This is a genomic window from Bacillus sp. DX4.1, assembly GCF_030348195.1.
GTDB lineage: Bacteria > Bacillota > Bacilli > Bacillales > Bacillaceae_G > Bacillus_A.
In genome coordinates this window covers 1,772,928-1,798,675 of the sequence record NZ_JAUCFT010000008.1, presented here as the reverse complement: position 1 = coordinate 1,798,675, position 25,748 = coordinate 1,772,928, and the positions used below count along the sequence as shown (strand labels likewise).

Below are 25,748 nucleotides of genomic sequence, written 5' to 3'. Positions count from 1 at the left end.
TCGGTGAAGATTTGCTTCTTAGATTGTTTACGGGAAACATATGAACAGCTGTATTCGCTCCTTTAATTACACCTTTTTTAATATCCTCGCCTTCGCATTGAGGGCATTTGATTACTTTCAAAAAAACAACTCCTTTTTATTGGTTAATTTGTAAAATAACATAAAACACATTACATTTTCTGATCATAAAAAAAGGATTGCCTCCTCACAACGCAATCCTCCTCTTATATAAGCTCTCCAATTCCTCTAACTGCCTCATACCCAAAATACATCCCAAACCCAACTAATACAACTCCAGCAAAAACAGAAATCCATTTCATGATACGATCATTTACAAACCGTCTACCAAAATGAATAGAAGTCGCCATAAATAAATCCCAAATCATAATCCCAACAAATATTGTAATGCTATAATACAATGCTTGTTCTTTTCCTACTGTACCAATTGCACTTGTCAAAACAGCTCCGTAAATTCCAATCCAAAATACAATATTGAGTGGATTCGAAATCGCAATAAGGAACCCTGAAACAAATGATTTCATTGGATGTTCTCTTTCTCCAACCCCTTGATTCTCTACTTTTTTAGAGGCATCTTTTATGCTTTCGTATCCAAGATATAAAAGTGTAAAGAAACCAAATACCCAAATGGTGAGCTTAGCGATAGGAGTTGTTAAATAAACAGAAACACCAAAATAAATTAAGAGCATCATAATTATATCTGCTGACATTGCCCCCACACCTACGAGCCATGCACTTAAAAAACCATTTTTCATCCCTTTATTTATCTGAGCAACATTGATCGGACCAACTGGTGCTGAAAGAGAAACTCCAAGCAACAAATAACTAACAATTGTACTTATCATCTTGTTTTCTATTCACATCCTTACATATATATGACATAACAAATTTTATATAAAACCAATTATAACCTTTTATTACTAAATATAACAACTGATAATTCTGATGATTCTAAATTTAAATAAAAGAAGGCGTTTAATTTATAAACACCTTCTTTTATTTAATCTATTTGAGTTAACCGCTTCGCTTCAAAATATAGCACCTGAATAAATTTCTTCGTGTTAATCCTTGTATGACCCGATGCTATTATTCCTTCTTTTGTCATTTCTGTCATACGCTTTCTGACAATTGTAAAGTCAAAAAATTTCGGGGCATAGCTTTCAAACTTCGGATTCGAAAAATCGGTTAAACCAAGGGAAGCTAAGTGGTTTAATGACTGATAAATCGCTCGGCGTACCCGTTGCTCCGAAGCTTTTCTCTCTTTATCAATCTCTGCTTCTGAAGCTACTTCTCCTAATTTTTTAACCGTGATATATTGAAAAATATCTTTTAAAGCTGGAAATCCATATTCAAATGTTTGTTCCTTTTCCAGTCCAAATAAATATTCCAGCATACTAAGTAAATCTTTACTTCCATTCTCTCCAGCGATTCCGAGTTCCGATAATAAAAACCGTCCAGAATCAGTAATTTTTTTCTCTTCTAGTAGTGGTTCACTTCGTACTTTAGGCTGCTCCCATTGAAATACGTTATTCAATGACTTTTGGATATCTTGAATAGAACGTTCCAACCGAATACGCTCCATCACTTTTTGTACAACCGATACAACTTCGATTTTATTAAGAGGTTTTGTAATATAGTATTCAATACCAAGGGAATATGCTTCACCGATTAGTTGCTTTGATTCCACTTGAGAGATCATAATTACTTTCCCTGTAAACGATGGCACAATCTGACGAACCGTTTCAATTCCATCTCGAATTGGCATTAATAAGTCAATAAATAAAATATCTACTTTTTTAAAATTTAATTGATCGACTTCTACTAAGGCCCCATCTTCCGCTTCTCCTACTACTTCTCCAAGATCTTCATCTTCAATAATTTGCGATAACATAGAACGAAATACTTCGTCATCATCTATGATATAATAAAACATCCGATCACCCTTCCCTAGCTAAACTAGACTCCGGCAGCCGCACAATAAATCTGCAGCCTCTTTCATTGTCTCCGCTCTGTAGTATAACTTCTCCTCCAAGTTCCGTCACCATCTCTTTTATATAGGAGAGTCCAATCCCCGTTGATGGTGTTCCTGTTTGATCATATTTCGAAGTAAAACCAGGCTTAAATACTAGCTCCTTATACTTCAATGGAATACCGGGACCATCATCTATTACTTCAAATGTCACGAACTCTTCTTTCCTTTTGGCAGTTATCGTAATTGTACCAACCTTGTCAATTGCTTCAACCGCATTCGCAACTAGGTTATTTAAAATCGACAAAACATTGTATACATGATACTCGGAATGCTCTCCTTCTATCTGTTTGCAGAATTTGATTTCTTTTTCCAATAACTGTGCATACTTCTCATTAATCCTTACGATCATTTCTGCTAGTTCATGTCCCTCTATGTATTCTGAAAGGTTTTTATCTAAAAGAAGCTTTGATAATCCCGCAAAAATCCTTTGATTATCTTTTTTAATTTCGTGTACTTCTCCTGCAATTTTTAGTGCTTTTTTACTATATTCCACTATATCTCTTTCACCGTTTTCCATGTTTGTCTTTTGTAAGTTTCGATATAATTGATATGCTTCCTGTGTAATCATTTCCGCATTTTGCAGTGTCTTCTTCAAATGAATAGATTCCACATATAAATTAGAAAGATGCATAAACATTTTTTCATTTTCTTTCCGAACCTGTGCCTCTTTTAACTTCGCTTCATACAAACTCATCATATTCAGAAAACCGAGAGCAAAAAAACTTCGAAAAATAGCAATAATAATAATTTTATTTATTTCTGAAACTGTAATCGCCGTGCCAAGCACAAAGAAGTGATAAAAAGCAAGTTCTGACATACTCGAGACAATTTCAAGTGTAATCCCAAAGCACCCTATTAGTAACGGTTTTTGATGGAATCTATTTACTTTACATAGTGAAAAAAGGCTCCCATAAATGAAATAGTAAAAGAAGACAGGATAACGCATATAAAAAGAATCTGATAAATAAAAGGAACCTTGCATCATCCAATCAAGACCAACGCGAAATATCACAACAGATATACCGACAAGTATACCTGCTAAAGCAGCTGGTATTTTCCGTAGAAATAATAGCAAAAAGAAAAAAATCGGTGTTCCAAAGCTAACGCGAAATGTATCATTAAATGGATGGAAATTTAGTTCTCCAGCTATGGGAACTATCAAAACTAAAATGATTAAAAGGGAAATATCTTTCTTCCACAATTGATTCCAGTTCAAAGATGCCACTTCCTATTTTTTAGTATTCCTAGCTATACTGTTATTCTTGAAACATCATAAGGAAAGCCCGTTTATATCATAAACGGGCTCCATTTTTTATATTGTTACCTTTTCAACTGCTTTTATAGGACGATATTCAGGTTTCCACATGGCAGCTTGGACAGCCTTCCTGATATCGTTATCAGTTAACTCCTCACGAGCAACACCTTCAGCAACTGCAACTTTCGCTACCTCAATCGCAACTATCTCTGAAATGTTACGTAGTTCTTCTACTTCCGGGAGAATTGGTGCACCAGGCTGACTTGTATCTACCATGTTCGTTACCGCTTCTGCAGCTGCTGCAAACATACCATCTGTCATTACACTCGCGCGAACAACAATTGTTCCTAGCCCAAGACCCGGGAAGATAAGCGCATTATTTGATTGTCCGATTACATACGTTACACCATTATATGTAACTGGCTCAAATGGACTTCCCGTTGCCACAAGTGCTCGTCCTTCTGTCCAATTTATCAAATCAACCGGCTTTGCTTCTGCAAGTGGCGTTGGGTTAGACATCGGTAAAATAATTGGCCTTTCTGTATGAGAAGCCATTTCTTTAACAATTTCTTCTGTAAAAGCACCAGCTACTGTTGATGTACCAATTAAAATAGTTGGTTGTACATGTTTCACAACTTCTGCAAGTCCAATTATTTCATTTTGTTTCCACTCTTGCACTTCTGATTTTTCACGTACATAAGGACGCTGGAAGTCAAGAAGGTCTTCCATATTATCAGTAAGTAAACCATTACGATCAATACACCAGAAACGATTATTTGCTTCTTTCTTTGATAAACCTGAACGAACCATTGCATCTCGCACTTGATCTGCAATTCCAATTCCAGCAGTACCAGCTCCAAAAACAACAACGCGGTGTTCACAAAGCGGAACTCCAGAAGCTTTCACAGCCGATAATACTGCTGCAAGTGAAACAGCACCTGTTCCTTGTATATCATCGTTAAATGTACATACATTGTCACGATATTTATCTAAAATTTTGCGTGCGTTACGTGAGCTGAAATCTTCCCAGTGCAATAACGCATTCGGAAACTTATTACATACAGCCTTTACAAACGTATCAATAAACGTATCATATGCGTCTCCTGTTATACGAGGGTGGCGATTTCCGATGTAAAATGGATTATTTAACAAATCTTCGCGGTTCGTCCCAACATCTAAAATAACAGGAAGCACACGGCTCGGATCGATACCAACTGCCGCTGTATAAACAGCAAGCTTTCCAATCGCAATATTAATACCACCTACACCCCAGTCACCAATTCCTAAAATACCTTCACCGTCTGTGACAACGACTAAATCAATATTTTCCGCTGTTGCACCGATGTTAGAAAATGCTTCTTCAATGCCAGACGGATCATTAATTGATAAATATACCCCACGTGGTTTACGATACTCATGACTATATCTTTGAATTGCCACACCGACAGTGGGTGTGTACACAATTGGAAGCATCTCTCGTAAATGATTTGTAAGTAAACGATAAAACAATACTTCATTACGATCATGCAATGCTGTTAAGTATACATTCTTTAGTAAATCATCTGGCTGTGAACAAAATTGTTCATACGCACGGCGTGCTTGCTCATCTAACGTTAACACCGCTGGTGGTAATAACCCTTTTAATCCTAATTCTTCTCTTTCCTCTGTTGTAAAAGCGACTCCTTTATTTAAAAGCGGTGTTGCTAATACTTCTACTCCTCGTAATGTCGTTTCTAACGTACCATTAGAGGAAACTATAAATTTACTCATACCATCCCTACCTTTATCTATTTACCCCGCACGAACGGACAGCAATATCTCCACCTCAAAACTCTGCAGGAAGCAAGGAACTTTGGTGGGAGATAAACTAACCGTAAGAGCACGATTGGTGAGAGCTAATTCTCAGCGTGTGATGAAGACAACCCCCACTGAGAAAAGTTTCACTTTACTCCATTTCTATATTGTAAACAAAAAAAAGGGGAAAGTCCCCCCTCTTTTAATTTTTCTTTAAAAGAGCTGCACCAGCAATACCCGGATGCGTCATTTCATATGGGTCTAAAATTAAATCTAATTCTTCTTGTGATAACACATCATTTTTCAGGCAAAGCTCACGAACAGATTGTCCCGTTGCAATCGCTTCTTTTGCTACACGAGCCGCCGCTTCATATCCAATGTGCGGATTTACAGCTGTAATAACCCCAACGCTTTGCTCAACATACTCTTTCAAGCGTCCTTCATTCGCTTCAATACCTTTTAGGCAATTATCTGTAAAGACACGGAATCCATTGTTCATAATGCTAATTGATTGAAGTAAGTTAAAGACAAGTACTGGTTCCATTACGTTTAGCTCTAATTGACCCGCTTCTGAAGCAAGGCAAATCGTATGATCGTTCCCGATAACTTGGAATGCTATTTGGTTAATCACTTCCGGCATAACAGGGTTTACTTTTCCTGGCATAATAGATGAACCAGGTTGACGAGATGGGAGCATAATTTCTCCTAGTCCAACACGTGGACCAGATGCCATTAAGCGTAAGTCATTCGCAATTTTGGACATGTTCATCATACATACTTTCAGTGCAGCTGATACTTCAGTATAAGCATCTGTATTTTGCGTTGCATCTACTAAATCTTCTGCTCCAACAAGAGGAAGCTCACTAATAGAAGCCAAATGTTTTACTACAGCCTCAATATACGCTGGATCAGCATTTAACCCTGTACCAACAGCTGTCGCCCCCATATTTACTTCATATAAATGCTGACGAGATTGCTGGATTCGTTTCATATCACGCCCAAGCACTCGTGAATATGCTTTAAATTCTTGTCCAAGACGAATTGGTACAGCATCTTGCAAGTGAGTGCGTCCCATTTTAATCACATGATCAAACTGCTCTGCTTTTAATTCAAACACATCATGCATATATCCCATTGTTTGTAGCAAATCTTCTAATAGATTTAACGTTGCAATATGAATTGCTGTTGGGAATGCATCATTTGTTGACTGTGCCATATTTACATGGCTATTTGGACTAATATAATGATAGTTTCCCTTTTCCAGTTCTAATAATTCAAGAGCACGATTGGCAATGACTTCATTTGCGTTCATATTCATAGAAGTTCCAGCTCCACCTTGAATTGGATCAACAATGAAATGATCATGCCATTTCCCTTCAAGAATCTCTTGTGCTGCGTCTGCAATTGCGCCGCCTTTTTTAAATTCCAATCGTCCTACTTCAGTATTAGCAAGTGCAGCTGCCTTTTTTACAATTGCAAAAGCTTTAATTAATCCTTCATGAATTTTATAACCTGTAATTGGGAAGTTTTCTACCGCACGCATTGTTTGAACACCGTAATACGCATGCATTGGTACTTCTTTTTCACCTAAAAAGTCTTTTTCAATTCGTACATTTTTTGTAGTTTCAGTAATTGTTGCCATGTTTCTTCACTCCTTATCTATTTTTTATGCTGCTTCTGTTTGTTTCACATTTTCTACATAACGCTGTGCTTTCTCATGATCAAACTCGCCTTCCCATTTTGACATGACAATGGCTGCTAATGCGTTTCCTAACACATTGACAGACGAGCGAATCATATCTAAAATGCGGTCGATACCAGCAATTAAAGCAATACCTTCTAACGGTAGCCCCATTGATCCTAATGTTGCTAATACAACAACAAATGAAGCTCCAGGAACACCAGCCATCCCTTTAGACGTTAACATTAGAACGAATAGCAACGTAATTTGCTCCGTTAGTGACATTGGTACTCCGTACATTTGTGCTACAAATAATGCTGCTAATGCTTGATAAATGGCCGATCCGGTTAGATTAAACGTATAACCCGTTGGAATAACGAAAGATGCAATTGCCTTCGGGCAGCCGAACTCCTCCATTTTTCTCATTATATTTGGTAAGACAGCCTCTGAACTTGCTGTCGTGAATGAAAGAATAAGCTCTTCTTTTAAAATTTTCATTAAGGTGAAGATGTTTACTCCCACCATTCTTGCATTGATACCTAATACGATAATAACAAATAGTATAACTGTTACATATACTGCTAGCACTAATTTTCCTAATGGAAGAAGCGTTCCCACACCAAACTTTGCAACCGTGACAGCGATAAGTGCAAATACACCAAACGGAGCAAATTTCATAACTTGGTTTGTGACCCAAAACATCGCTTCGAGCACACCTTCAAAGAAATTAAAAACTGGTTTACCTTTTTCACCAATTGCTGCAACTCCTAAACCAAATAACACCGAGAAGAAAATAATCGGTAATAAATCACCTTTTGCCATTGATTCAATTGCGTTTGTCGGTACAATATGAACAATTGTTTCTGCAAAACCTTTTTTCTGCGTTGCATCAGCTGTTTCTTTGTATGATGAAATGTCACTTTGTTGTAAGTTACTCATATCAACGCCCGTTCCTGGCTGGAACACGTTTGCTGCAATTAATCCCATCAAAATTGCAATTGTCGTGATAATTTCAAAATAAAGAATTGTCTTCCCGCCTAGCTTCCCAAGCTTTTTCATATCCCCTACACCAGCTACCGCAACAATCAGTGCTGAAATAACAATTGGTACCACAATCATCTTAATTAAATGAATAAATATATCTCCAATTGGTGTGATATAAGAAATTGCTGTTTTATTACCATAAAAGATTGCCCCTACTACAATCCCTAAAACAAGCGCTACAAAAATTTGTGTTGCCAATCCGAATTTTTTCACGTATTTTCATCCCCTTCATGCGAACGCTTTCATTTATATTTATAAAAGCATACCCACATGTTACAGGCTAACCTACAAAATCAGACAAAAACCTACAAGTTTGTCACAAAACATTCAAATATTTTTCTTAAAATGTTCATTGATATCCTTCATCAATAAAGTGAAACTTTGATCAGTGGGGTATTACTGCCCGTTAATGTGGGATAAACAATCAAAAAATAACATTGATTAATCACTAACTTATTTTGTATAATCTAAAAAATAAGTTTATTTAAAAATAAATGAGGCGAAAAGGAGTGAGTCATATGAAACGATATACGAAGGATTTCATTACATCTCTTTCTTTTCCGTTTCATTTTCTTGTAAAGGAGCAAAGGCATTCGCCTCTGCTCCTTTTTTATTGCTATCTATCTCGTACTAACGAACAGTCCCCCAAAGCTCAAAGTTCTGTAAGAAGCAAAAAAGTTAGGTGGGGAATAAACTGGTCATAAGAGCCCCATTGGTGAGGGCTAATTCTCAGTGAAGGATGAACACTCCACTGAGAAAAGTTTCACTTTACAAGGAGGAACGATAATGAAGCCATACAAACGTGTTTTAATAAAACTAAGCGGCGGCGCTCTCGCTGATCAAGATGGAAACAGTTTTGGTTCTAGACGTTTAGAGCATATTGCAAATGAAATTTTGTCGATTGTAGATTTAGGTATTGAAGTTTCTCTTGTAGTAGGCGGAGGTAACATTTTCAGAGGGAACTTGGCTGAGACATGGGGCATTAATCGTGTAGAAGCAGATAACATAGGTACATTAGGCACAATTATAAATAGCTTAATGTTACGAGGTGTACTATCAAGCAAGACAGATAAAGAAGTACGCGTTATGACCTCCATTCCCTTTACAGCTGTTGCAGAGCCCTATATTCGTTTACGAGCAGTTCATCATTTAGATAAAGGATATATAGTCATTTTTGGCGGGGGAAATGGGCAACCGTTTGTTACGACAGATTACCCAAGTGTACAGCGAGCAATAGAAGTGAACAGCGATGCAATTCTAGTCGCAAAACAAGGAGTAGACGGTGTCTTCACAAGTGATCCAAAACGGGATAAGACAGCAAAAATGTATCGACAGCTAAATTATAATGATGTCGTTCGCCACAATATACAAGTAATGGACCAGTCAGCATTATTGCTTGCTCGGGACTATCATTTACCAGCACATGTCTTTAATTTTGATGAGCCAGGAGTTATGAAAAAGATTTGCTCAGGTGAGCATATCGGCACCTTAATTAATCATGAGTTAACAAAACTTGAAGAAGAAAACTAACCTTTTTCACACAAACAAAATCTTTTCGTTTTACAAATATCAGAAAAACTATATAAATACAAATTAAAAAACCGACATAAACTCCTTCTTTTTAGGTGGGAGAGAGCATCCGGCCATGCATAGAAGCGGTCAGATCCTTTTCCAGCCCCAGACACAGTGAAAACAAAGAGAGAAAACGAGTGCAGGTCACCTTTTGTTATCCATAGCCGCGGCTATATGTCGAAAAATCAAAATGGATTTATATAATATAGATCCTAAAAATATATCAATCATCATGAGTATAAAAAATAAAGTGAAACTTTGATCAGTGGGGGTGTTACTGCCCGCGAATAGCGGGGTAAATTTACAATAGCATAAAAAAAGACGGCCTTAACCGTCTTTTTTTATTTTCATCATTATTATAATAGATTTTTAAACTACAAAGAAAGCTGCTCCTATAATTCTGGTTCTGGTGCAAAAACTTCAAAATATCTGCAAGTAATCTCCAAAACTTGGACATACTGATACTATTACTCTACAAAAGGTGTGTGAACAGTATGGAAAAGGAAAATGTATTCAAGGGGAATTCTCGTCTTTTATTAATGATTATAAATTTATTAATGGATTTATAAATATTAGCAGCTGTAGACCATTGGAAACCACGTTACTATTTTTGAGAAATATGTATAATTAAGGATGGGAGGGGATTTATATGATACATAGAAAAACTTTGTCAATTTTAACACTAATAACCACAATATTCACATTATCTGCTTGTGGTGAAAAGGAAGCTGCAAAGTCAGTAGAAACGAAGCAAGAAATAAAAAAGGATAACGTAACAGTTCCCAAAAAAGAAAGTAAAGAAGAACCAAAGAAAAAAGAAGGGCAAATTGGTATACAAACTAAGGATGAGGAATTGAAGGAGCATGTCGATAAGAATGGTTATATATTCTATACAGAGCATCCTATTCGCCGTGTAACAAGTGATGATGGTAAGCGTACTAATATTTTTAATTACGGAGATTCTTTCATTAATTTAAATACGGAAGAACCACTTGTAAATCTGCCAAAAGAATATATCCCGAAAGCTTTTTCATTTGTTACAGATTACAATGATCCGTCTTTTCAATATAGAACTTGGGATGAGACGACAAATTTAGAAAGAGCACTAATAAAAACTGTATTTGTTTCATTTTCAGTATTTAGAATACTAGATGTCCCTGGAAAACAAGGAGATTTTTCAAGTCCTGAAATTAAAGATGCTCTTTCATACATTCAAAGAGGAGGCAGCTTCGAATATGCAGCCCCTGCTCCTCAATCTCAATCAGATATCGGATTGTATGAGAAGTGTGGCATAATGAAGAAAAGCTGGGAGCAGCTAGCCGCTGTTGAAAATCCAGAAAATAACAAAGACGCTTTTAAAGATGCATATGCGAATGCACGCCAAGAAACAAATAATATGATTTTGATGCTAAATATATTATTATCTAAAAATGCTGAAGAAAGATTAGCAAAATATCAGAATTAGTAATCTAAATAATTATCTTAACTGTTAGAGTATAGAATCATAATTTTTTTTTGTTATTAAAACAATCCAGTTAACATAATTTTCCTTATCAACAGCCAATGTATCCAGAAACCTCGAAGAGTCCCTTCAGACAATCTGAAGGGACTCTTCGTTTACATAATCAAGTGTTATCGGTAGTAAAAATACAACTTTCTCACCATTAGCACCCGTTACTTAAACAACTAAGCATAGTTTTGCTTCAAGTTTTTCATAAGGCTCAACCACAATAGAAGTGACACATTTACGCTTCTTTAACTCGTTACTTAATTCTTTTGTTAACATGTTTTTCATATCTGCACTCCTTCTTGTCGCTTAATTTACTATCGTTATGTTAATGAATTTAAAAATGGTTTCCATGTCTAGAAACCATTTTTTTGTAGCTAACCATATAATGTTACCAATTCGCTTATCTCTTTTACGTAAAGAAGATAAGCAATTACTATTCACTGTCTCAGTGGATGTAAGAAATTCTTAAAGATAGAGGTGAGATTGATTGTTTGTTCTTCTAGAAATAATGACTTAGATATATATACCTAAAACAATGAAAGCCCTACCTCTCTTCCATCCTTACGGCTCCTTGTCCGTGCCAGTGTGAATCAGGATTGCAAAAAATCAAGTTACTATTTTTATCAAGTTATTTGGTGAAGTTTTGAACATTCGTAAAAGAAATTAGAAATGGATTAGATTGTAGAAATAGCAAAAGAGGTTATTATTGTAACTGTGAGTTGAAGAAGTTACATTTCATTAAAATGATTTTTTTAATGATAATTATAATGTGTTAAATTGAAAATTCAGGTCATTCTAAAAACGTAATATATTATCTATAATGAACTTTAACAGAAGCTTTTCATCTGATCTTCCGTGATCCCTTCAATTAATTCCAGTTCACTAATCAAAAATTCATGCGCGTTATCCAACATTGTTTTTTCGCTTCCATGAAGTGCTTTTTCTTTCTTCATACGCATTAAATCACGTACAACCTCAGCACCTTCTTGTATTTTACCTGTTTTTATTTTTTCTGTATTCAATTTATACCTTTGCTTCCACAAAAGTGATCTATCTGATTCTCCATGCTGAAAAATGTGTATTATGTGTTTTAATGCAATCCTATCAGTAACCGGGCGTATACTTGAACTCAATATTTTACCCGTAGGAATCATTACTTGCATATTACTGATTGACATTTTTATAACATAATACTGTTGTTTCTTCCCTAATATTTCCTTTTCTTCTATAGCTTTAATTATACCTGCTCCGTGCATTGGATAAACAATGTTATCGCCAATTTGAAACAAATAATCCACCCCCATATATGGTAACATTCTTAAGTTTAACATACATGTGTTTTTTTAGCAAAATTTTATAATATCACAATTTTATTTTTCATGTCAACTTCTTTTTTCTTAAAAAATCAGGCCGAGCAAAAATAACAAAAAAAACGATAGAAATAGTGCCCCATTGCCAGTAAAGCAAAGATTGTTACTTTCCTCTTTTCATATCAAAAACAGCCATCATATTTTTATTCATGTCTACTCTATTTATAATTAGTTACCATAACACCACTTAGCGGAAGTTATGGTAATTTAATTCTCTAATGAACCGTATCTCCTCTTCAGGAGGATAGTTATAATTGCCAACAATCTAAATAAGAATGATCATGAAATTTAGGTAAATAATTAGTATCTTCAGCAATATACTTCAAGAAAGTGCGATACCTTCTTTTTAAGCCTCGTATTTTCTTTTGTCTCATGTATAAAATCCCTCCAGATATTCCTTTTCTTTATATAGAACACATACCTACTTTAGTAGCGATAAAGGCTTAATACAGGCCATCACTTCGTGTGCAGTGATGGCTTAAGGTCTTACATGAGAAATTAGGAAGAGAGAAATAAATCCATTCCCCCGCTATTCATGTTGGGTAAACAAAAGAAATGCGGAATCATACCAAATCTCTTCTTAATCATCGCATCGCTAATCCTATAAATAATAATTAAGCAATCCTGCTATTTTTTCTTTGCATCGGTCTAAAAATGATAGATCATCAAAGAATGATGAAGTCATTTCTTTTGAATCTTGAAAATCTTGCGCTAATGCTTGGTTCACTTGTTGAAGAATGGGACCACCCTTTATATAAAAATTCATTTCATCATTTAAATAAAAGCTACGCGAAGTGAAATTTGTTGTACCCATAACTGTTGTCTCATTGTCAATCACCATAGCTTTTCCGTGGAACATTCCTTTTTTATAACCATATACGGATATGTTATTCTCAATCGCTTGGCGAATGTAAGGATATGCCGCTTCTTTTATTAGCGGAACATCCGGCTTGAAAGACCAGAGCACTTTAACGAAAACACCACGCTGTCGTGCTTGAATTAAAGCATTCATAAGCGCTTTATCTTTTGGTATAAAATACGGCGTAGCAATCACAATGGATTGTTTTGCTTCGTTTATTAATTCAATATACTTTGTAACAACATGATGACCATTATAAGCAGACAGTGTATGTAACGTTTTCCCTGGTACAGTATGTTGAGAGGCTCGTGTTATTCCTTCAGAAGTATCTCGTTTCCAATCTAATACAAACTGTTCTTCTAAATCTTTCACACCTTCTCCTTGTAAGCGCACTTGATAATCTCGCCAATATCCAAATCGCTTATCTTTTCCTAAATATTCATTACCTATATTAAAACCGCCACTATACCCTATCTTCCCATCTATCGTTGTAATACGACGATGATTACGATGATGTAGCGAATAGAAAAAGAACGGAAATTCAGGTTTTCTGCTATATGTAAAATGAACGCCACTTGCTCTTAATTCATTTTTAAGTTTTCTTTCGAATGACAAATCATTGATCCAGTCGACCGATAAGTATACTTGGACTCCTTCCTCTGCTTTTTCTTTCAACAACTTTAAAAATGCATGGCTACTTTCATCATCAGAAATAATATAGAAATAAGTGAAAATGGAATGTTTCGCCTCCTTTATATCAGAAAACAGCTGCTGATATAAAGGTTTCCCCTCCATATATAATTGAAAATTACTATAATGCTGTCCATATTCTTTCGGTTGATTTTTTTCAGCCTCCATTCGTCGTCCTAATGTTACATCCATATGCATCCAAACAATCAGAAGAATTACTATGCTAATCGCAATCCAAACAACACGTATTATTTTTTTAAACATTTTATTTTCCTTCCACTCAAAGCAATTATTATTACATAGTGTTTCAAAAAATTTGATTTCAATGCTTTGTTTAAATACCTAACTATATTCTAAGGAAGGTGCTTCATGTTCCTTAAAAAATGTCATAAGTATGGTAGTGATAATAACTCTTTATACAAACAGGATCGTTCATTGAATTCATACCTTATCAAAAAATGAGAACACAAAATCACTTTCTTGATGAATTAAATCAAAACAGGAATATGATACAGAAAAGAAATATTCAGACCACACTAATTGCAGGTTATAGGGAAGAAACAATTCAATATTTACAAGTGGTTCCCGCTCATTCCAAAATGAAATGAGTAGATGGAAAAGTGGTAGGAGATATAGCTACAACATTTGGTGATGGAAATGTCGTTACAAATAGTGTTTTCCTTTGAGGAAGAGAAATATGTTGTGCAAGGTACGCATAATGAAATCTTATATAAAAGCATATCAATATTGCAAAGGATACTTTAGTGTTGCTTTGCAATAAAGTTTGTACAAATTAATACGAACAACCTTAATAAACGAACAAAAAGAAAGAGCGTGTTTTGATAAAAGATTAATCAAAACACGCTCTTAAAATATTCTAATGTATCACTCTTTTATAAAAAAGTTTGATCATTTTTTGTGCTTCTGATTCAACTGAAGCACTCGTTAGTTGAATCAAGTTTTGCCATTCTATTGATTAACATTGTACAGATGCCGTAAAAAAGAGCCACCTTTATAAAATAATGACTCTTAGCCAATTTTTTCAGGGAACTTCTTTCAGACGAATCTCCAAAAGTATAATTCATCTGTTTCTTTATACATTTCCGCCCCTGATTTTTCTAATATCCTGTGCGATGGAATATTATCTTTATCAGTATCAGCAATAACGTACATAACATCGGACTGATTTAACAACCAGTTTTTCATATTATTAATAGTTTCCGTCATATAGCCGTTTCCTTGATATTTAGGAAGAGTATAGTAACCAATTACTACTTCACCATTTTCATTTGGAAGACCTTTTATCATTATTCCTCCAACATTACAGTTTTTATCTTTCGACACGATTAACCAATTGGTATACCATATATAATTTTCCTCATCAACTAACAGCTCTGAAAGTCTTATTTCCATAGCTTGTTTAAGTTCCGGACTAGAAAATCTATCTGATTCACTTAAAGATAACCTTAGTTCCATTTCCTTTGGATTATCAATTAGTAATTTCAGATTTTCTGCACTTAGAGGAATTAGTCTTAATCTTTCTGTATTTAATTCAATCATTATTACACTCCTATCATAATTTGTACGCCATTTTAAATAGACAAAAACAAATTTAAAAATAGGTATATGTTATTGGCAGCTACCCCCATTATATTTAATCCAAAATAAAGGAGGCATCACACTTTGCAATCCATTATTAAATGGTTACTTAAGTTTATCATTCCAGAAATATCCTGTACATTCTTTCAAAAATCGCAAAATAATTTTTCTACTGACCGTTGTTCGTCTTCAAGTAACCTGCACCGTTAGTTCAATAAGAAATTCCTCCATACAAAAAGAGGTGCAGCGTCATACTAACGGGTTCCCTTTTGAGGTGCAAACATTGCAAATCACATCACATTTTTTGTCACTAATATCAATGCAATTCTCAATGGAATTCTCTAATTAAATAACAATAATAAACGCAGAGAAGGGATAGCTTAATTTCACTATCTAATCCCGTTGGTTGAAGAAAGTTGTTGTCTGTTTTTATTAAGTGTCTTCGTCACTTTTGTACTCCAAAATATCACCCGGCTGACAATCCAAAGTCTTACATATCGCTTCTAATGTTGAAAAACGAACCGCTTTTGCTTTCCCATTTTTCAGAATGGAAAGATTCGCCATAGTAATTCCAACCCTCTCCGAAAGTTCTGTTACGCTCATTTTCCTTTTTGCCAACATCACATCAACATTGATGATAATCGCCATGATATTCACCTCAGATCGTTAAATCATTTTCTGATTTTATATTAATAGCTTCTTGTAAAAGTCTTTGGAGAACAGCAGCAAAAACGGCGATCACCATAGAGGCGAAAATAATGACCAATCCGATTGGTATGATACCTGGAGGGTCAACTCTTTCCGCCATGAGATAGTAGAGTGGCATACCTAGCAGGTACAAGGTACTGATCGTGATGGCACAGTATTTTATATTCTTTAAAGCCTTTACCGATAATTCCGAGAACGCTTGGTTCTTATCAATATAGCTTAAAAGTTTAAAAGCTTGATACAGAGCAAAGTAAAAAGGTATCGCTGCCGCGTACATATCGATTAAAACGAGAGATTTCATATAAGCAATATCTGGATACAATTCTCCAGCAAAATTCCCGATCTTAGGCACCAAAAATATGCACAATGCAAGAACTGGGATTCCAGCCAGAAAAATAATTACCTTTAAGAAAGTGGTTGAACCTCGTTTAACATTCATTTAAAACACCTCACTTATTTAATGGCAACATGATTTTATCACATGATTTATCGTTTTACAATAAATTTGTATTGTTTTTTATTATATTATTATTGTTATTGAAATATCCTTTTAATTTTGACAAAAATAAAAAGCATTTCTCATTACAAAGAAATGCTCTTACTTTAAAATGTTAAATTTACAACTTGTTCAACAAAACTTCCAAATAGTTTAATAAAGTAAATCAACAACGAAAGATAACAGAACCTACTTAAAATAAATAATATCCTTCATCGTAAATTGTTTATCGGCAATCCCCAATCTTTGAGCTGGTGTAGCCTTCACTTTATCCCATGAATTGTATGGCAAACAGAAGTTGTAGAAAGTACGAAGGATAGTTAAAACGTATTGAGCATACTTCGGATTAAAATTTGCATAGATATAACTTTTTCCTTCGCCTCTCGCAGTAACCAACGGGCGCTCTAAAATAGATAATCTCCTCCGAATTTGTTGCATGAATGCGCTTGTTGCTTTGTCATTTACCTTAACCAACATGTTAGCCACATGTTCAATTTCATAAGATGATAAATCGGTAGTACAATCAACAAACCACTTTCCTTGGTCAATTGAGGGAAGGGGATGTTCAATAGGCTTCTTAGCCCATTTTCGATACTCGCTGCCGTCTTTCTTCACCATCTCATAAAAATCATGATAGCGAAGGATAGATATCAACTTTGCAACGGCTAACTTTGTGATAGAGGATTCATCACCTGAGCCGCCTCCACCCCATGATTTCAATTCTTCCCTTGCATCCACATATTCTCGATAAGCATCTTTACGGCTCTTATTTCGGTCAATTTTAGAAAGGAAGTGATGGGCAGCCCCTCGCTTTATCTCCCTTGCGAAAACACGAAATAAGGCTGTGATTATTGAACTGTCGTCATCTGATACGAAACGCCATTCCTTTGCATTCACCATCAGTTTAATATGGAAATAATGCGCCATTGTAGTATAGGTTGAATTAACATGAAGTCCTTCGATATACTTGTTTCTTCGATCAAATTCATGAAGGGCATTCAAATATTCCGAGTAAGACTCCGTATCATTCTTTGTTGGTGGTTGAGGAGAGAAAGAGAAGCGAAGTCTTGCATTCTTTTGAGAGAAATCATCAAGATGGTCATCTTTATATAGGATTGTGTCATTGTAGATATCTTCAACTCGAACATCCCAATCGTATGCCACATCCGAACGGAAGATGTATCGTGACCCCACATCACCGCTCACAACAATATGAGTAGGGAATTGTTGTTCTTCGATATCATCAAATCTTTGCCCACCTTTTCGCACATTGTTCAGATTGTAAATCATTTTATCCGTATTAACCCACATCTTATCAAAATTTATCGATTCAAAAGCCTTTGCTTCGTGTCGTTCAAGAAACTCCAAACATCTTCTATAAAGCCATTCTAATTTAGAGTAATAGGTCTTGGAACCAATCCCTAACATTTCACACGAGCGTTTAACAGGAGTTCTGTTTAAAAGTTGAGCAGCTAAATCAGGCAAGATATCATTTCGTTTTTGATGATAAGTTGTGGATTCTCTTCGGCTAGGCATGACATTAGTTATTTTCTTACACTTTTTACATTGCCACTTCTGCGAATTTCCACTACTTTTGCCCCGCCTATAAAATTCTCCCGAATGTTTAAATGGATTCAGATGTGATACTTCACAATCTTCTTTATGGAATTCATATTCAACCTCAATATTTTCAACTTTATCTAATGCTGCAAGTCGAGCGATTTCTTCTGCAACCGACCAATTAGAGTAAGGGACACATGTACAATTCCAAGTTGTGCCTAATTTTGAACCAGTAGGGTCAGGATTGCATTGTATAGCCTGAGTATTATGCTTCGCACTTCCGACAATTTTATATCGGCTAGGCTTGTATTTTAAATCCTCGAATCTCTTTTGGGTTTCACCAAACCATTTGCAGAAGGGATTCGTACAACGATTAAATTGAATGAGGAAGGGTTGACCTTTGAAGTGAAATTTCACGGGTTGAAACAGTAGGTCACGATATTTTTTTGCAAAGTCTGAGGGGAAAAGGAGAGGATAATCTTTTTCACACTCCGACAACTCGGTGCTAGTGATGGGACTTTCAATAACAACAATATTATCTTCTTTGGTAGCAAGTCTTTTCAATTTAGACAAGTTGTTCTTCTTCCTCCTCAACATTGATTAAGAGCTGGTCTGTAATTCGTTTGTTAAAACGCTTCTTCTGAATCCACTCCATAAAATCTTCATCTTTGAGTAAATTTTTTAAAAATGTATCCACAACTTCATCCTCGCTATATTCAGTGTATTGAGCATAGTATTTAACGATTGCTCTGGTGTGTTCAGACACTATCCAGTTAACTTTTCGTCCTTGGGTTTTCTTAGGTTTAATAAACTCCATATCTGTTCCTCCTTCCAAATTCACAAAGAAAATCACATGATAATTCACAGTTAAATTCACACTGTACAATAATTATTTCCATATTCGAGAAATAGTATGCGAATTCCTGCTTGAATTTAAAGAAAAATACCAAAGAGTGCAGTAATACCAAGGAAATAAAAAGCGTGAATTCATGTGTGAATTCACGCTAAAAATGTATTGTGGAATTAAATTTTGCACCTCAAAAGGGAACCCGTTAGCATCATACCGCACCCCTTTCTATTAAACAAAATTCCGCGCATCATTATTCCGACCAAATTTGTAAATTGCAATTAAGAAAAAGGCGATTGCAAAGGTAAATAAGATTAAAATGTTTAAATATAAATCGGAAAATGGCGTACCTTGCTGTAGTTTCCCCATCGTATCTAATAACCACCGCTGAGGAAGGAAGTCAGCTATTTTTTGTACAGACGCTGGCATAATTTCAAATGGAAAGAAGCATCCGGCAAGCAAACATGTTGGTGTAATAATGATATTTTGCATTGCATTGGCAGAAGTTGAACTTTTCGCAAAAGATATAATCGCTAATGATAAACCAATTGCAATTAAGCCAAATATCATCAGTACTCCAATCATAACAAGCAAAGGCATATTTGTATCAATATGAAATACATTGGTCATAAATAATACTGTTACAACAATTTGTACGATTAAAATAAGCATATTAACAGCAACATTAGATAATATATATTTTTTCCCATCTATCGGTGTTGATAATAATCGGAAATACGTTCTATTCTCTTTTTCTTTCAAAATCAGTTCTGAAAAATTCACCGCTGAAAACAGCATAAACATAATCAGATAACCAACTGTTTGATTCGTCATATCTTTATTTTTCGAAGTGTCATTAAGCGTATGAGCTGTTAGCTTGAATGAACTTTTTTGATAACTTGCATACATCTTATCAAACGTGCTTTGATTATCTTGTGCTACTTTACTAATCGCTGTTATATTGTCGATATAATTATACAAATAAGATTTTATAAAGCTTGTGATTTGAGCACCTTTGATCGAGGAAATTTGAATATGACTCGGCTTACCATCTCGAACACTTTGCGAAAAACCCGAATCTAACGTAATAACACCATCGAGCTTTTTCGAAGCAAGCTTTTCTTCTATTTCCGATGATTGAATCTTACTCACTTTTACATGGTTTAATCCTTCTAAAAATTTCACTGTATCACTTGCTATATAATGATTTTCATTATTTACAACTCCAATACGTAGGGTCCCTTGCCCTGCATTCCCATATATTAGAAACGCCATTAGTGATCCCACTATTGGCAATCCAATAATAATAAGTAACCCTTTTTTATTTTTCAAAAGTATAGATAATGTTTTTTGCATGAGCCATAAAATATCTTTCATGTTATAGCCCCTCCCGTCTACGTAATGCGAAAATCGCAAACAATAAAAACAATGCTGAAATTCCAAGATTTAAAGAAATCACAGGGAGTACTGCTCCTAAATCATTCGCATAAATAATTTTCATAATCGCTGTATTTGCCCATGTTAATGGTGATAGATTTGTAAGCATATTTTCTTCGACTACAAAATATGCTCCTCCAAAAATAGAGGCCAATTGTACAACAACCATAATAACTGCTTTAGATGCCTCACCTGTTTTCGTAATATATCCTATCCCTAGACCAAAGCTAATTGCGAGTAATACTTCTGTCAGTAAAATAAGGAAGACTACTCCAAGATGGTCACCCCAATTTGCCTTATACACAAATTTACTAAAGAAAATAACAAGAAGGAGACAAATCCCATTTGCTACAAGGCTACCAAGTATTTTTCCTATAAAAATTTCTGCTTTACTAACAGGTGCGGCAATTAAACGATCTCCCGTTTTTCGTAATCGCTCTCCGCGAATAAGATAACTCGCTCCCATCGCCCCATACAAGGCAATCATTGTCGTCATCACAATTGCATAATAATCCATAGAACTTGGTTTTTTAGCAGCTTGTAAAGATGTCTCTTTTATATAATCATCATGATTTCCACTTGAAATGACTGTGCTAACTTTCCCAGGGTCTACTTTCGCAACTTCCACTGCTACGTTGTACTTATCGATAAATGTAGTAAGCATCCCTTCAACGATACTTCCTTCAATACTATTCCGATCACTCTCGTATAACTTCACGCCGTTTTGATTCATTTCTACATAGCCGGCATACTTATTTTGTTTCACTTCTTCTTTCCCATCTATATCCTTTGAAGCTTTCTTAAAGTGAATCCCCGATTTACCTGTTTCTTTTATAAATGCTTCAAAGGACTGAGAGAATTTACCATCTGCTTCATCTTTATATAATACCTGTATATTTTTAATAGAAAGATTGTCACTATTAAATGCATTCGTTAAAGCGGTTCCCAAAATGAGCATAAGCACAACCGGGAATGCTAACATAAAAACTAACGTTCTTATGTCTCGAAAATCTCTTTTAATTTGCATTATAGCAATATTGAAGATGTTCAATCGATGAACCTCCCTTTTCTTTTTCCTAGTAGAACTTATTTATCTCGTAAATTTCTTCCCGTCAATGTCAGGAATACTGTTTCTAAGTTAGGCGCTTGCTCTTCTACAGAACGTATTTCTATACCAGTATTAATAAAATATTGAATAATTTTATTTAAATTATTCACTCCTGCATCAGAATTTACTTTAATTACGTTTTCTTCAAGTTGAACAGCCTTAACTCCACTAATTTCTTTTAATTTATTCACATCCATATTCTCAACTGATTTCACTTCAATCCAAATATCCTTTGTATCTGTAATAATAGCTTTCAGTTGTTCTTTCGTTCCCTCCGCAATTACCTTTCCATGATCCACAATTGCTATTTTTGTACAAATTTCTTCTACTTCTTCCATGTAGTGACTTGTATAAATAATCGTGCTTCCCATTTCATTTAATTTTCGTACAGACTGGAGAATATAGTTTCTTGACTGTGGATCAATCCCTACCGTCGGCTCATCCATAATAATTAGCTTCGGACGATGCGCAATGGCACAAGCAATGTTAAGTCTTCGCTTCATTCCACCGGAGAAATTCTTTGGATAGCTTTTATGTTTATCACTTAGTCCTACAAACTGCAATGCTTCTTCTACTCTCGCTTTCAATTCAGCTCCCCGTAGTCCATACAATCCCGCAAAGAATTTCACATTTTCATAGGCAGTTAAATCCTCGTAAATCGCTAAATCTTGCGGAACAATACCAATATTCATCTTTGCAAATCGGCTATGTTTCTTTGTACTTTTTCCCAGTATGTTAATCTCACCTTCATTACTTCGCAACAACCCAGCAATCATATTAATTGTTGTACTTTTACCAGCACCATTCGAACCTAAAAATCCAAATATTTCTCCTTGTACGATGGATAAAGACATATTATCAACTGCGATGAAGTCACCAAATTTTTTCGTTAAGTTTTTTATTTCTAATGCGTTCATCATTTCACCCCTATTTCGGTTTCTCTGCTGTTATTATAAACAAAAAGAATGAACCTGCTCAGTGCAGAAGTTCATTCTTTTCACATGAGAATATTCACTTTTTTCATATGAGATCCTTCATCTCACTCATTTCCTTATTGAATCGGTAATAACATTGTTACCGAAAAACCACTTGTACCATCTACAATAATCTTCCCATTAATGGATGCAGTTCGTTCCTCCATTCCAATAATACCGAGCCCTTTCTTAACGAGATGAGCTCCTTTTCCATTGTCCTTCACTTGTACCTTTACCACCTTGTTAAGCACATGAATCTCTATTGAAATCACCGTCGCATCAGCGTATTTCATCGCATTTGTTAACGTCTCCATGACATTTTCACCAATGATCTTCCATTGAATTGGAGAAATCGTATCTAAATTCCCTTTATACACAAACGGAATTTTCATATCATGTTTTGTCCCAAATTCATCTATGAATAATTTCATGCGATGAATCCCAATTTGCTCAGTTGGTGGTTTCATATTCTTAAGTGTAATTCTAATACTTTCGATTCCATCTTTGGAAATGTGAATAGCATTTTGAAGCAGTTCTGTTGCCTTTCCTTTGTCTATATCCATTAATCGCTTTGCCGCTTCCATTTGAATAAGCGCCCCTGTCATAGAATGACCAATCTTATCATGAATTTCTTGTGATAATCGATTTCGTTCTTCTAATTTAAAGGTGTATTCAGATTGTCTTATGTATTCTTTATTTTCATTTAAGCTCTTTGTGAGCCTTTGCATATTTTTTCGTATCGTGTCGTTTTGCATTTCAAGTTTTAATAACCTTGCTGTATACAGGTTGGCCATTGTAAAAATAAGAAAACCGAATGTAGCAATTAGCCCATATGTCATCTGAACACTTTCATCAATAAACATAATAGGAAGAATCATAATTAAAAAGATCAGCCATTTTTCATTTATGTAATAAGATACTATTTCATATAAGTTCATAGGTAAAAATAAAATTAATAACGAATGAATTTGTCCCGTAAAAAAAATTGTAATGAAAATCGATACGCCTATTATTGTCTTCTTGAAGACATCTTTTTTCACAATATAAATAGCCACATTCACACAAAGATACAACAACAAGGAGAGTATAATCCATGGTAGACTTGTAACATTGGAATGTACGTAACTAAATACGATATAAACGAAAACAATTAGTTTACTAATAATAACCCAAAGTTCCATATTTCTAGTCCACTTTTCCTGTTAAATAGTAAATTGCGATTTGCGTACGATGCTCAAGTCCCGTTTTACCAAGAATTGACGTAATGTAGTTCGCAATTGTCCCTTCTGATATAAAAAGCTGTTTTGAAATTTCTTTATTAGAAAATCCTTTTGCAATAAGAGCGATAATACCAAGTTCTCTTTCTGTGAACATACTTTTATCTATTTTGAGCTCTACTTCTTTATTTTCAAGTAAGTTTGATTTAATTTTATCTAGCACCACATCTTGCATGACAGTATGTCCGTTATAAACGCTTTTTATCGCATCGCGGATTCGTTCCGGATCGTTATTTTTTAATAGATAACCTTTTGCCCCGTTTTTCACTGCATCTAAAATATATTCATCATCATCAAATGTAGTTAAGATTAACGGTTTTGTTTTTGTTTGCTCACAAATTAATTTCGTAGCTTCCACACCATTCATATTTGGCATACGAACATCTAACAGTGCAATATCCACCTCATGTTTTTTACAATAATCTAGAGCTTCTTGACCATCATTTACCGTTGCTAGCACTTCAAATTCTTCGTATGTACTTAATATAATTTTCATGCCCTCTCTAATAAAAGAGTTATCATCCGCTATCATTATTTTTATTTTCATGTTTGTTAGTATAGGTATTTCCTTACTAACATTCACATCCTTCCCCATTTAACTTTTTCTATTGCTCATTATATACTTCTCCAAGCAATTTTTTCATACCTTTTGTGGCATTATCTTCCCTCAAAATATATTTGTATTTTAAATAAAATTATTCTTTTTTTTAATATGTGTAGGGTGACGAAACATTTTATACGTCTATATAATAGAATACATCTAAAAGGAGGGAGAGACGATTGAAGAGAGACTATTAATTGAAAAAGCACAACAAGGAAGTGAACATGCTTTTCGTATCCTTATTGAAACATATCGCCATTATATCTTTCATGTGATTTTTTCGATATTACAACATCAAGAGGATGCGCAAGATGTTACACAAGAAGTATTTGTTAAATACGATATATTTAGTATTTTCTTTATCGGTGTGTTAGGCACAATTGGTATTACATTATACTTCTTGCTATCAACAGGTCTACTAGAAGAGATTCGATATTCAGTCAGCGCAAGCGAACAAACAAATGACATTCCAGAAGTGCAACGTAGCATTCCAGATACCATTACAAAGGTTGTCGTTGATACAAGCAATATGCCACTTACCATTGAAGGAACACAGTCTAGTGAACTCCGTCTATTTGGAACATATCAAGTTGCAATGGACAAACAGGAAAAGAACAAACTGAAACAAGAAGATTTTGTGTCAATACGTATGATTGATCAAACGATGTATGTTACTCTAAAACCACTTCCTATTACAAGCAAATTCTTTGTTTCAGAGCCAAAGATTACTGCAACTCTTACGCTTCCGCAAAACATAGATGTCGAAATTAGGGAATCACAAAGGGATATTACTCTTTACCCAGGTCAATTGCAAAGTAACTGGTCCATTCAAGGAAAATCGAGTGTATCCGTTTATCTCGCAAAAGATAGTGATATGACATTATCAGCAGTGACGAATAAAAAAGAATTACAAGGAAATATGCCATGGGAATATATAGAAGAGTTAAATAAAAATGAAGACACCCATTCAAGAGAGGAGCAAAATGAAGAACAGCATGAAAAATGGTATACAGGAACTCTTAAGTTTGGCAACGGTACACACCACTTAAATGTGCTACATGCTTATAACCTTGATGTTAACGTCCTTGAAAAGTAAAATAAAGTGAAACTTTAATCAGTGGGGAGTTTCTTCACATCTCCCACTGATTATTAGTTTTCACCAATCGGGCTTTTACGGGCAGTTTATCCCCCATCTAACTTCTTTGCTTTTCGCTGAACTTTGAGGTGGGGTATTACTGCCCGCGAATAGCGGAATAAACTTTTCACATCTTTACAACTGGTTTGTACAATGTGAAAGGTTTTGTTTCCTATCTTTA

General features: G+C 35.0%; 22 protein-coding genes and 1 pseudogene. 4 read left to right on the top strand and 19 right to left on the bottom strand.

Features of this window, described 5'->3' with window-relative positions; genetic code table 11:
* Positions 1–224 precede the first annotated feature (224 nt).
* The 6 genes from QUF99_RS12225 to QUF99_RS12200 all read right to left on the bottom strand — a co-directional run bounded on the left by QUF99_RS12225 (position 225) and on the right by QUF99_RS12200 (position 8,037).
* Entirely contained in the window at positions 225–863 is a 639-nt protein-coding gene (locus tag QUF99_RS12225; RefSeq protein WP_289370337.1) for a LysE family translocator, read from the bottom strand.
* Positions 864–1,018: 155 nt separating this feature from the next.
* Positions 1,019–1,951 (bottom strand): response regulator, encoded by a 933-nt coding sequence (locus QUF99_RS12220; RefSeq protein WP_289370335.1) that lies wholly within the window; start codon positions 1,949–1,951, stop codon positions 1,019–1,021.
* A gap of 4 nt (positions 1,952–1,955) precedes the next feature.
* Positions 1,956–3,275, bottom strand: coding sequence for an ATP-binding protein (locus QUF99_RS12215; RefSeq protein WP_289370333.1), 1,320 nt, complete (start codon positions 3,273–3,275; stop codon positions 1,956–1,958).
* Between the two features lie 87 nt (positions 3,276–3,362).
* Positions 3,363–5,096, bottom strand: coding sequence for an oxaloacetate-decarboxylating malate dehydrogenase (gene malS, locus QUF99_RS12210; protein ID WP_289374634.1), 1,734 nt, complete (start codon positions 5,094–5,096; stop codon positions 3,363–3,365).
* Between the two features lie 205 nt (positions 5,097–5,301).
* The gene (aspA, locus tag QUF99_RS12205) at positions 5,302–6,741 is read right to left on the bottom strand and encodes an aspartate ammonia-lyase (RefSeq protein ID WP_289370332.1); all 1,440 of its coding nucleotides are present in this window, start codon (positions 6,739–6,741) and stop codon (positions 5,302–5,304) included.
* A gap of 24 nt (positions 6,742–6,765) precedes the next feature.
* Positions 6,766–8,037 (bottom strand): cation:dicarboxylate symporter family transporter, encoded by a 1,272-nt coding sequence (locus QUF99_RS12200; protein WP_289370330.1) that lies wholly within the window; start codon positions 8,035–8,037, stop codon positions 6,766–6,768.
* A 573-nt stretch (positions 8,038–8,610) separates the two neighbouring features.
* Here QUF99_RS12200 and pyrH point away from each other — a divergent pair.
* Together pyrH and QUF99_RS12190 are read left to right on the top strand one after the other, a co-directional pair.
* Complete coding sequence (gene pyrH / locus QUF99_RS12195) at positions 8,611–9,354, top strand: UMP kinase (protein ID WP_289370329.1); 744 nt, start codon at positions 8,611–8,613, stop codon at positions 9,352–9,354.
* Between the two features lie 691 nt (positions 9,355–10,045).
* Entirely contained in the window at positions 10,046–10,861 is an 816-nt protein-coding gene (locus QUF99_RS12190; RefSeq protein ID WP_289370327.1) for an LptM family lipoprotein, read from the top strand.
* Positions 10,862–11,074: 213 nt separating this feature from the next.
* Here the strand turns inward: QUF99_RS12190 and QUF99_RS12185 are convergent, their stop codons facing one another.
* The 3 genes from QUF99_RS12185 to QUF99_RS12175 form a co-directional block, all read right to left on the bottom strand.
* Positions 11,075–11,191 carry a BC1881 family protein gene (locus QUF99_RS12185; protein WP_289370326.1) on the bottom strand — a complete coding sequence of 39 codons (117 nt, stop codon included), beginning with the start codon at positions 11,189–11,191 and terminating at the stop codon, positions 11,075–11,077.
* A 542-nt stretch (positions 11,192–11,733) separates the two neighbouring features.
* Positions 11,734–12,195, bottom strand: coding sequence for a CarD family transcriptional regulator (locus tag QUF99_RS12180; protein ID WP_289370325.1), 462 nt, complete (start codon positions 12,193–12,195; stop codon positions 11,734–11,736).
* A gap of 682 nt (positions 12,196–12,877) precedes the next feature.
* Positions 12,878–14,089 carry a phospholipase D-like domain-containing protein gene (locus QUF99_RS12175; RefSeq protein ID WP_289370324.1) on the bottom strand — a complete coding sequence of 404 codons (1,212 nt, stop codon included), beginning with the start codon at positions 14,087–14,089 and terminating at the stop codon, positions 12,878–12,880.
* Positions 14,090–14,235: 146 nt separating this feature from the next.
* On the opposite strand from QUF99_RS12175, the pseudogene QUF99_RS12170 reads away from it, so the two are divergent.
* Positions 14,236–14,590 (top strand): annotated as a pseudogene (locus QUF99_RS12170) (acetyltransferase); the annotation flags it as partial.
* A gap of 291 nt (positions 14,591–14,881) precedes the next feature.
* Here the strand turns inward: QUF99_RS12170 and QUF99_RS12165 are convergent.
* From QUF99_RS12165 to QUF99_RS12120, 10 genes are all read right to left on the bottom strand, one after another.
* Complete coding sequence (locus tag QUF99_RS12165; protein ID WP_289370323.1) at positions 14,882–15,385, bottom strand: GNAT family N-acetyltransferase; 504 nt, start codon at positions 15,383–15,385, stop codon at positions 14,882–14,884.
* Positions 15,386–15,856: 471 nt separating this feature from the next.
* Positions 15,857–16,072, bottom strand: a complete 216-nt coding sequence (locus QUF99_RS12160; protein WP_053358565.1) for a helix-turn-helix domain-containing protein — start codon at positions 16,070–16,072, stop codon at positions 15,857–15,859.
* Between the two features lie 10 nt (positions 16,073–16,082).
* Entirely contained in the window at positions 16,083–16,571 is a 489-nt protein-coding gene (locus QUF99_RS12155) for a DUF2975 domain-containing protein (RefSeq protein WP_289370319.1), read from the bottom strand.
* A gap of 246 nt (positions 16,572–16,817) precedes the next feature.
* Complete coding sequence (locus QUF99_RS12150; protein WP_289370317.1) at positions 16,818–18,761, bottom strand: insertion element protein; 1,944 nt, start codon at positions 18,759–18,761, stop codon at positions 16,818–16,820.
* Entirely contained in the window at positions 18,754–19,005 is a 252-nt protein-coding gene (locus QUF99_RS12145; protein WP_034670468.1) for a hypothetical protein, read from the bottom strand. The genes QUF99_RS12150 and QUF99_RS12145 overlap by 8 nt, the downstream gene beginning before the upstream one ends.
* Positions 19,006–19,266: 261 nt before the next feature.
* A complete protein-coding gene (locus tag QUF99_RS12140) occupies positions 19,267–20,412 on the bottom strand; it encodes an ABC transporter permease (RefSeq protein ID WP_289370312.1) in 1,146 nt (381 codons plus the stop codon).
* A 1-nt stretch (position 20,413) separates the two neighbouring features.
* A complete protein-coding gene (locus tag QUF99_RS12135; protein WP_289370310.1) occupies positions 20,414–21,523 on the bottom strand; it encodes an ABC transporter permease in 1,110 nt (369 codons plus the stop codon).
* A gap of 35 nt (positions 21,524–21,558) precedes the next feature.
* Positions 21,559–22,497, bottom strand: coding sequence for an ABC transporter ATP-binding protein (locus QUF99_RS12130; protein ID WP_289370308.1), 939 nt, complete (start codon positions 22,495–22,497; stop codon positions 21,559–21,561).
* Between the two features lie 134 nt (positions 22,498–22,631).
* Positions 22,632–23,735: a sensor histidine kinase gene (locus QUF99_RS12125; RefSeq protein ID WP_289370306.1), complete on the bottom strand. Its 1,104-nt coding sequence runs from the start codon at positions 23,733–23,735 to the stop codon at positions 22,632–22,634.
* Positions 23,736–23,739: 4 nt separating this feature from the next.
* A complete protein-coding gene (locus QUF99_RS12120; protein WP_289374632.1) occupies positions 23,740–24,378 on the bottom strand; it encodes a response regulator transcription factor in 639 nt (212 codons plus the stop codon).
* Between the two features lie 325 nt (positions 24,379–24,703).
* On the opposite strand from QUF99_RS12120, the gene QUF99_RS12115 reads away from it, so the two are divergent.
* Entirely contained in the window at positions 24,704–25,528 is an 825-nt protein-coding gene (locus tag QUF99_RS12115) for an exosporium protein E (RefSeq protein ID WP_289370304.1), read from the top strand.
* Positions 25,529–25,748: the final 220 nt, after the last annotated feature.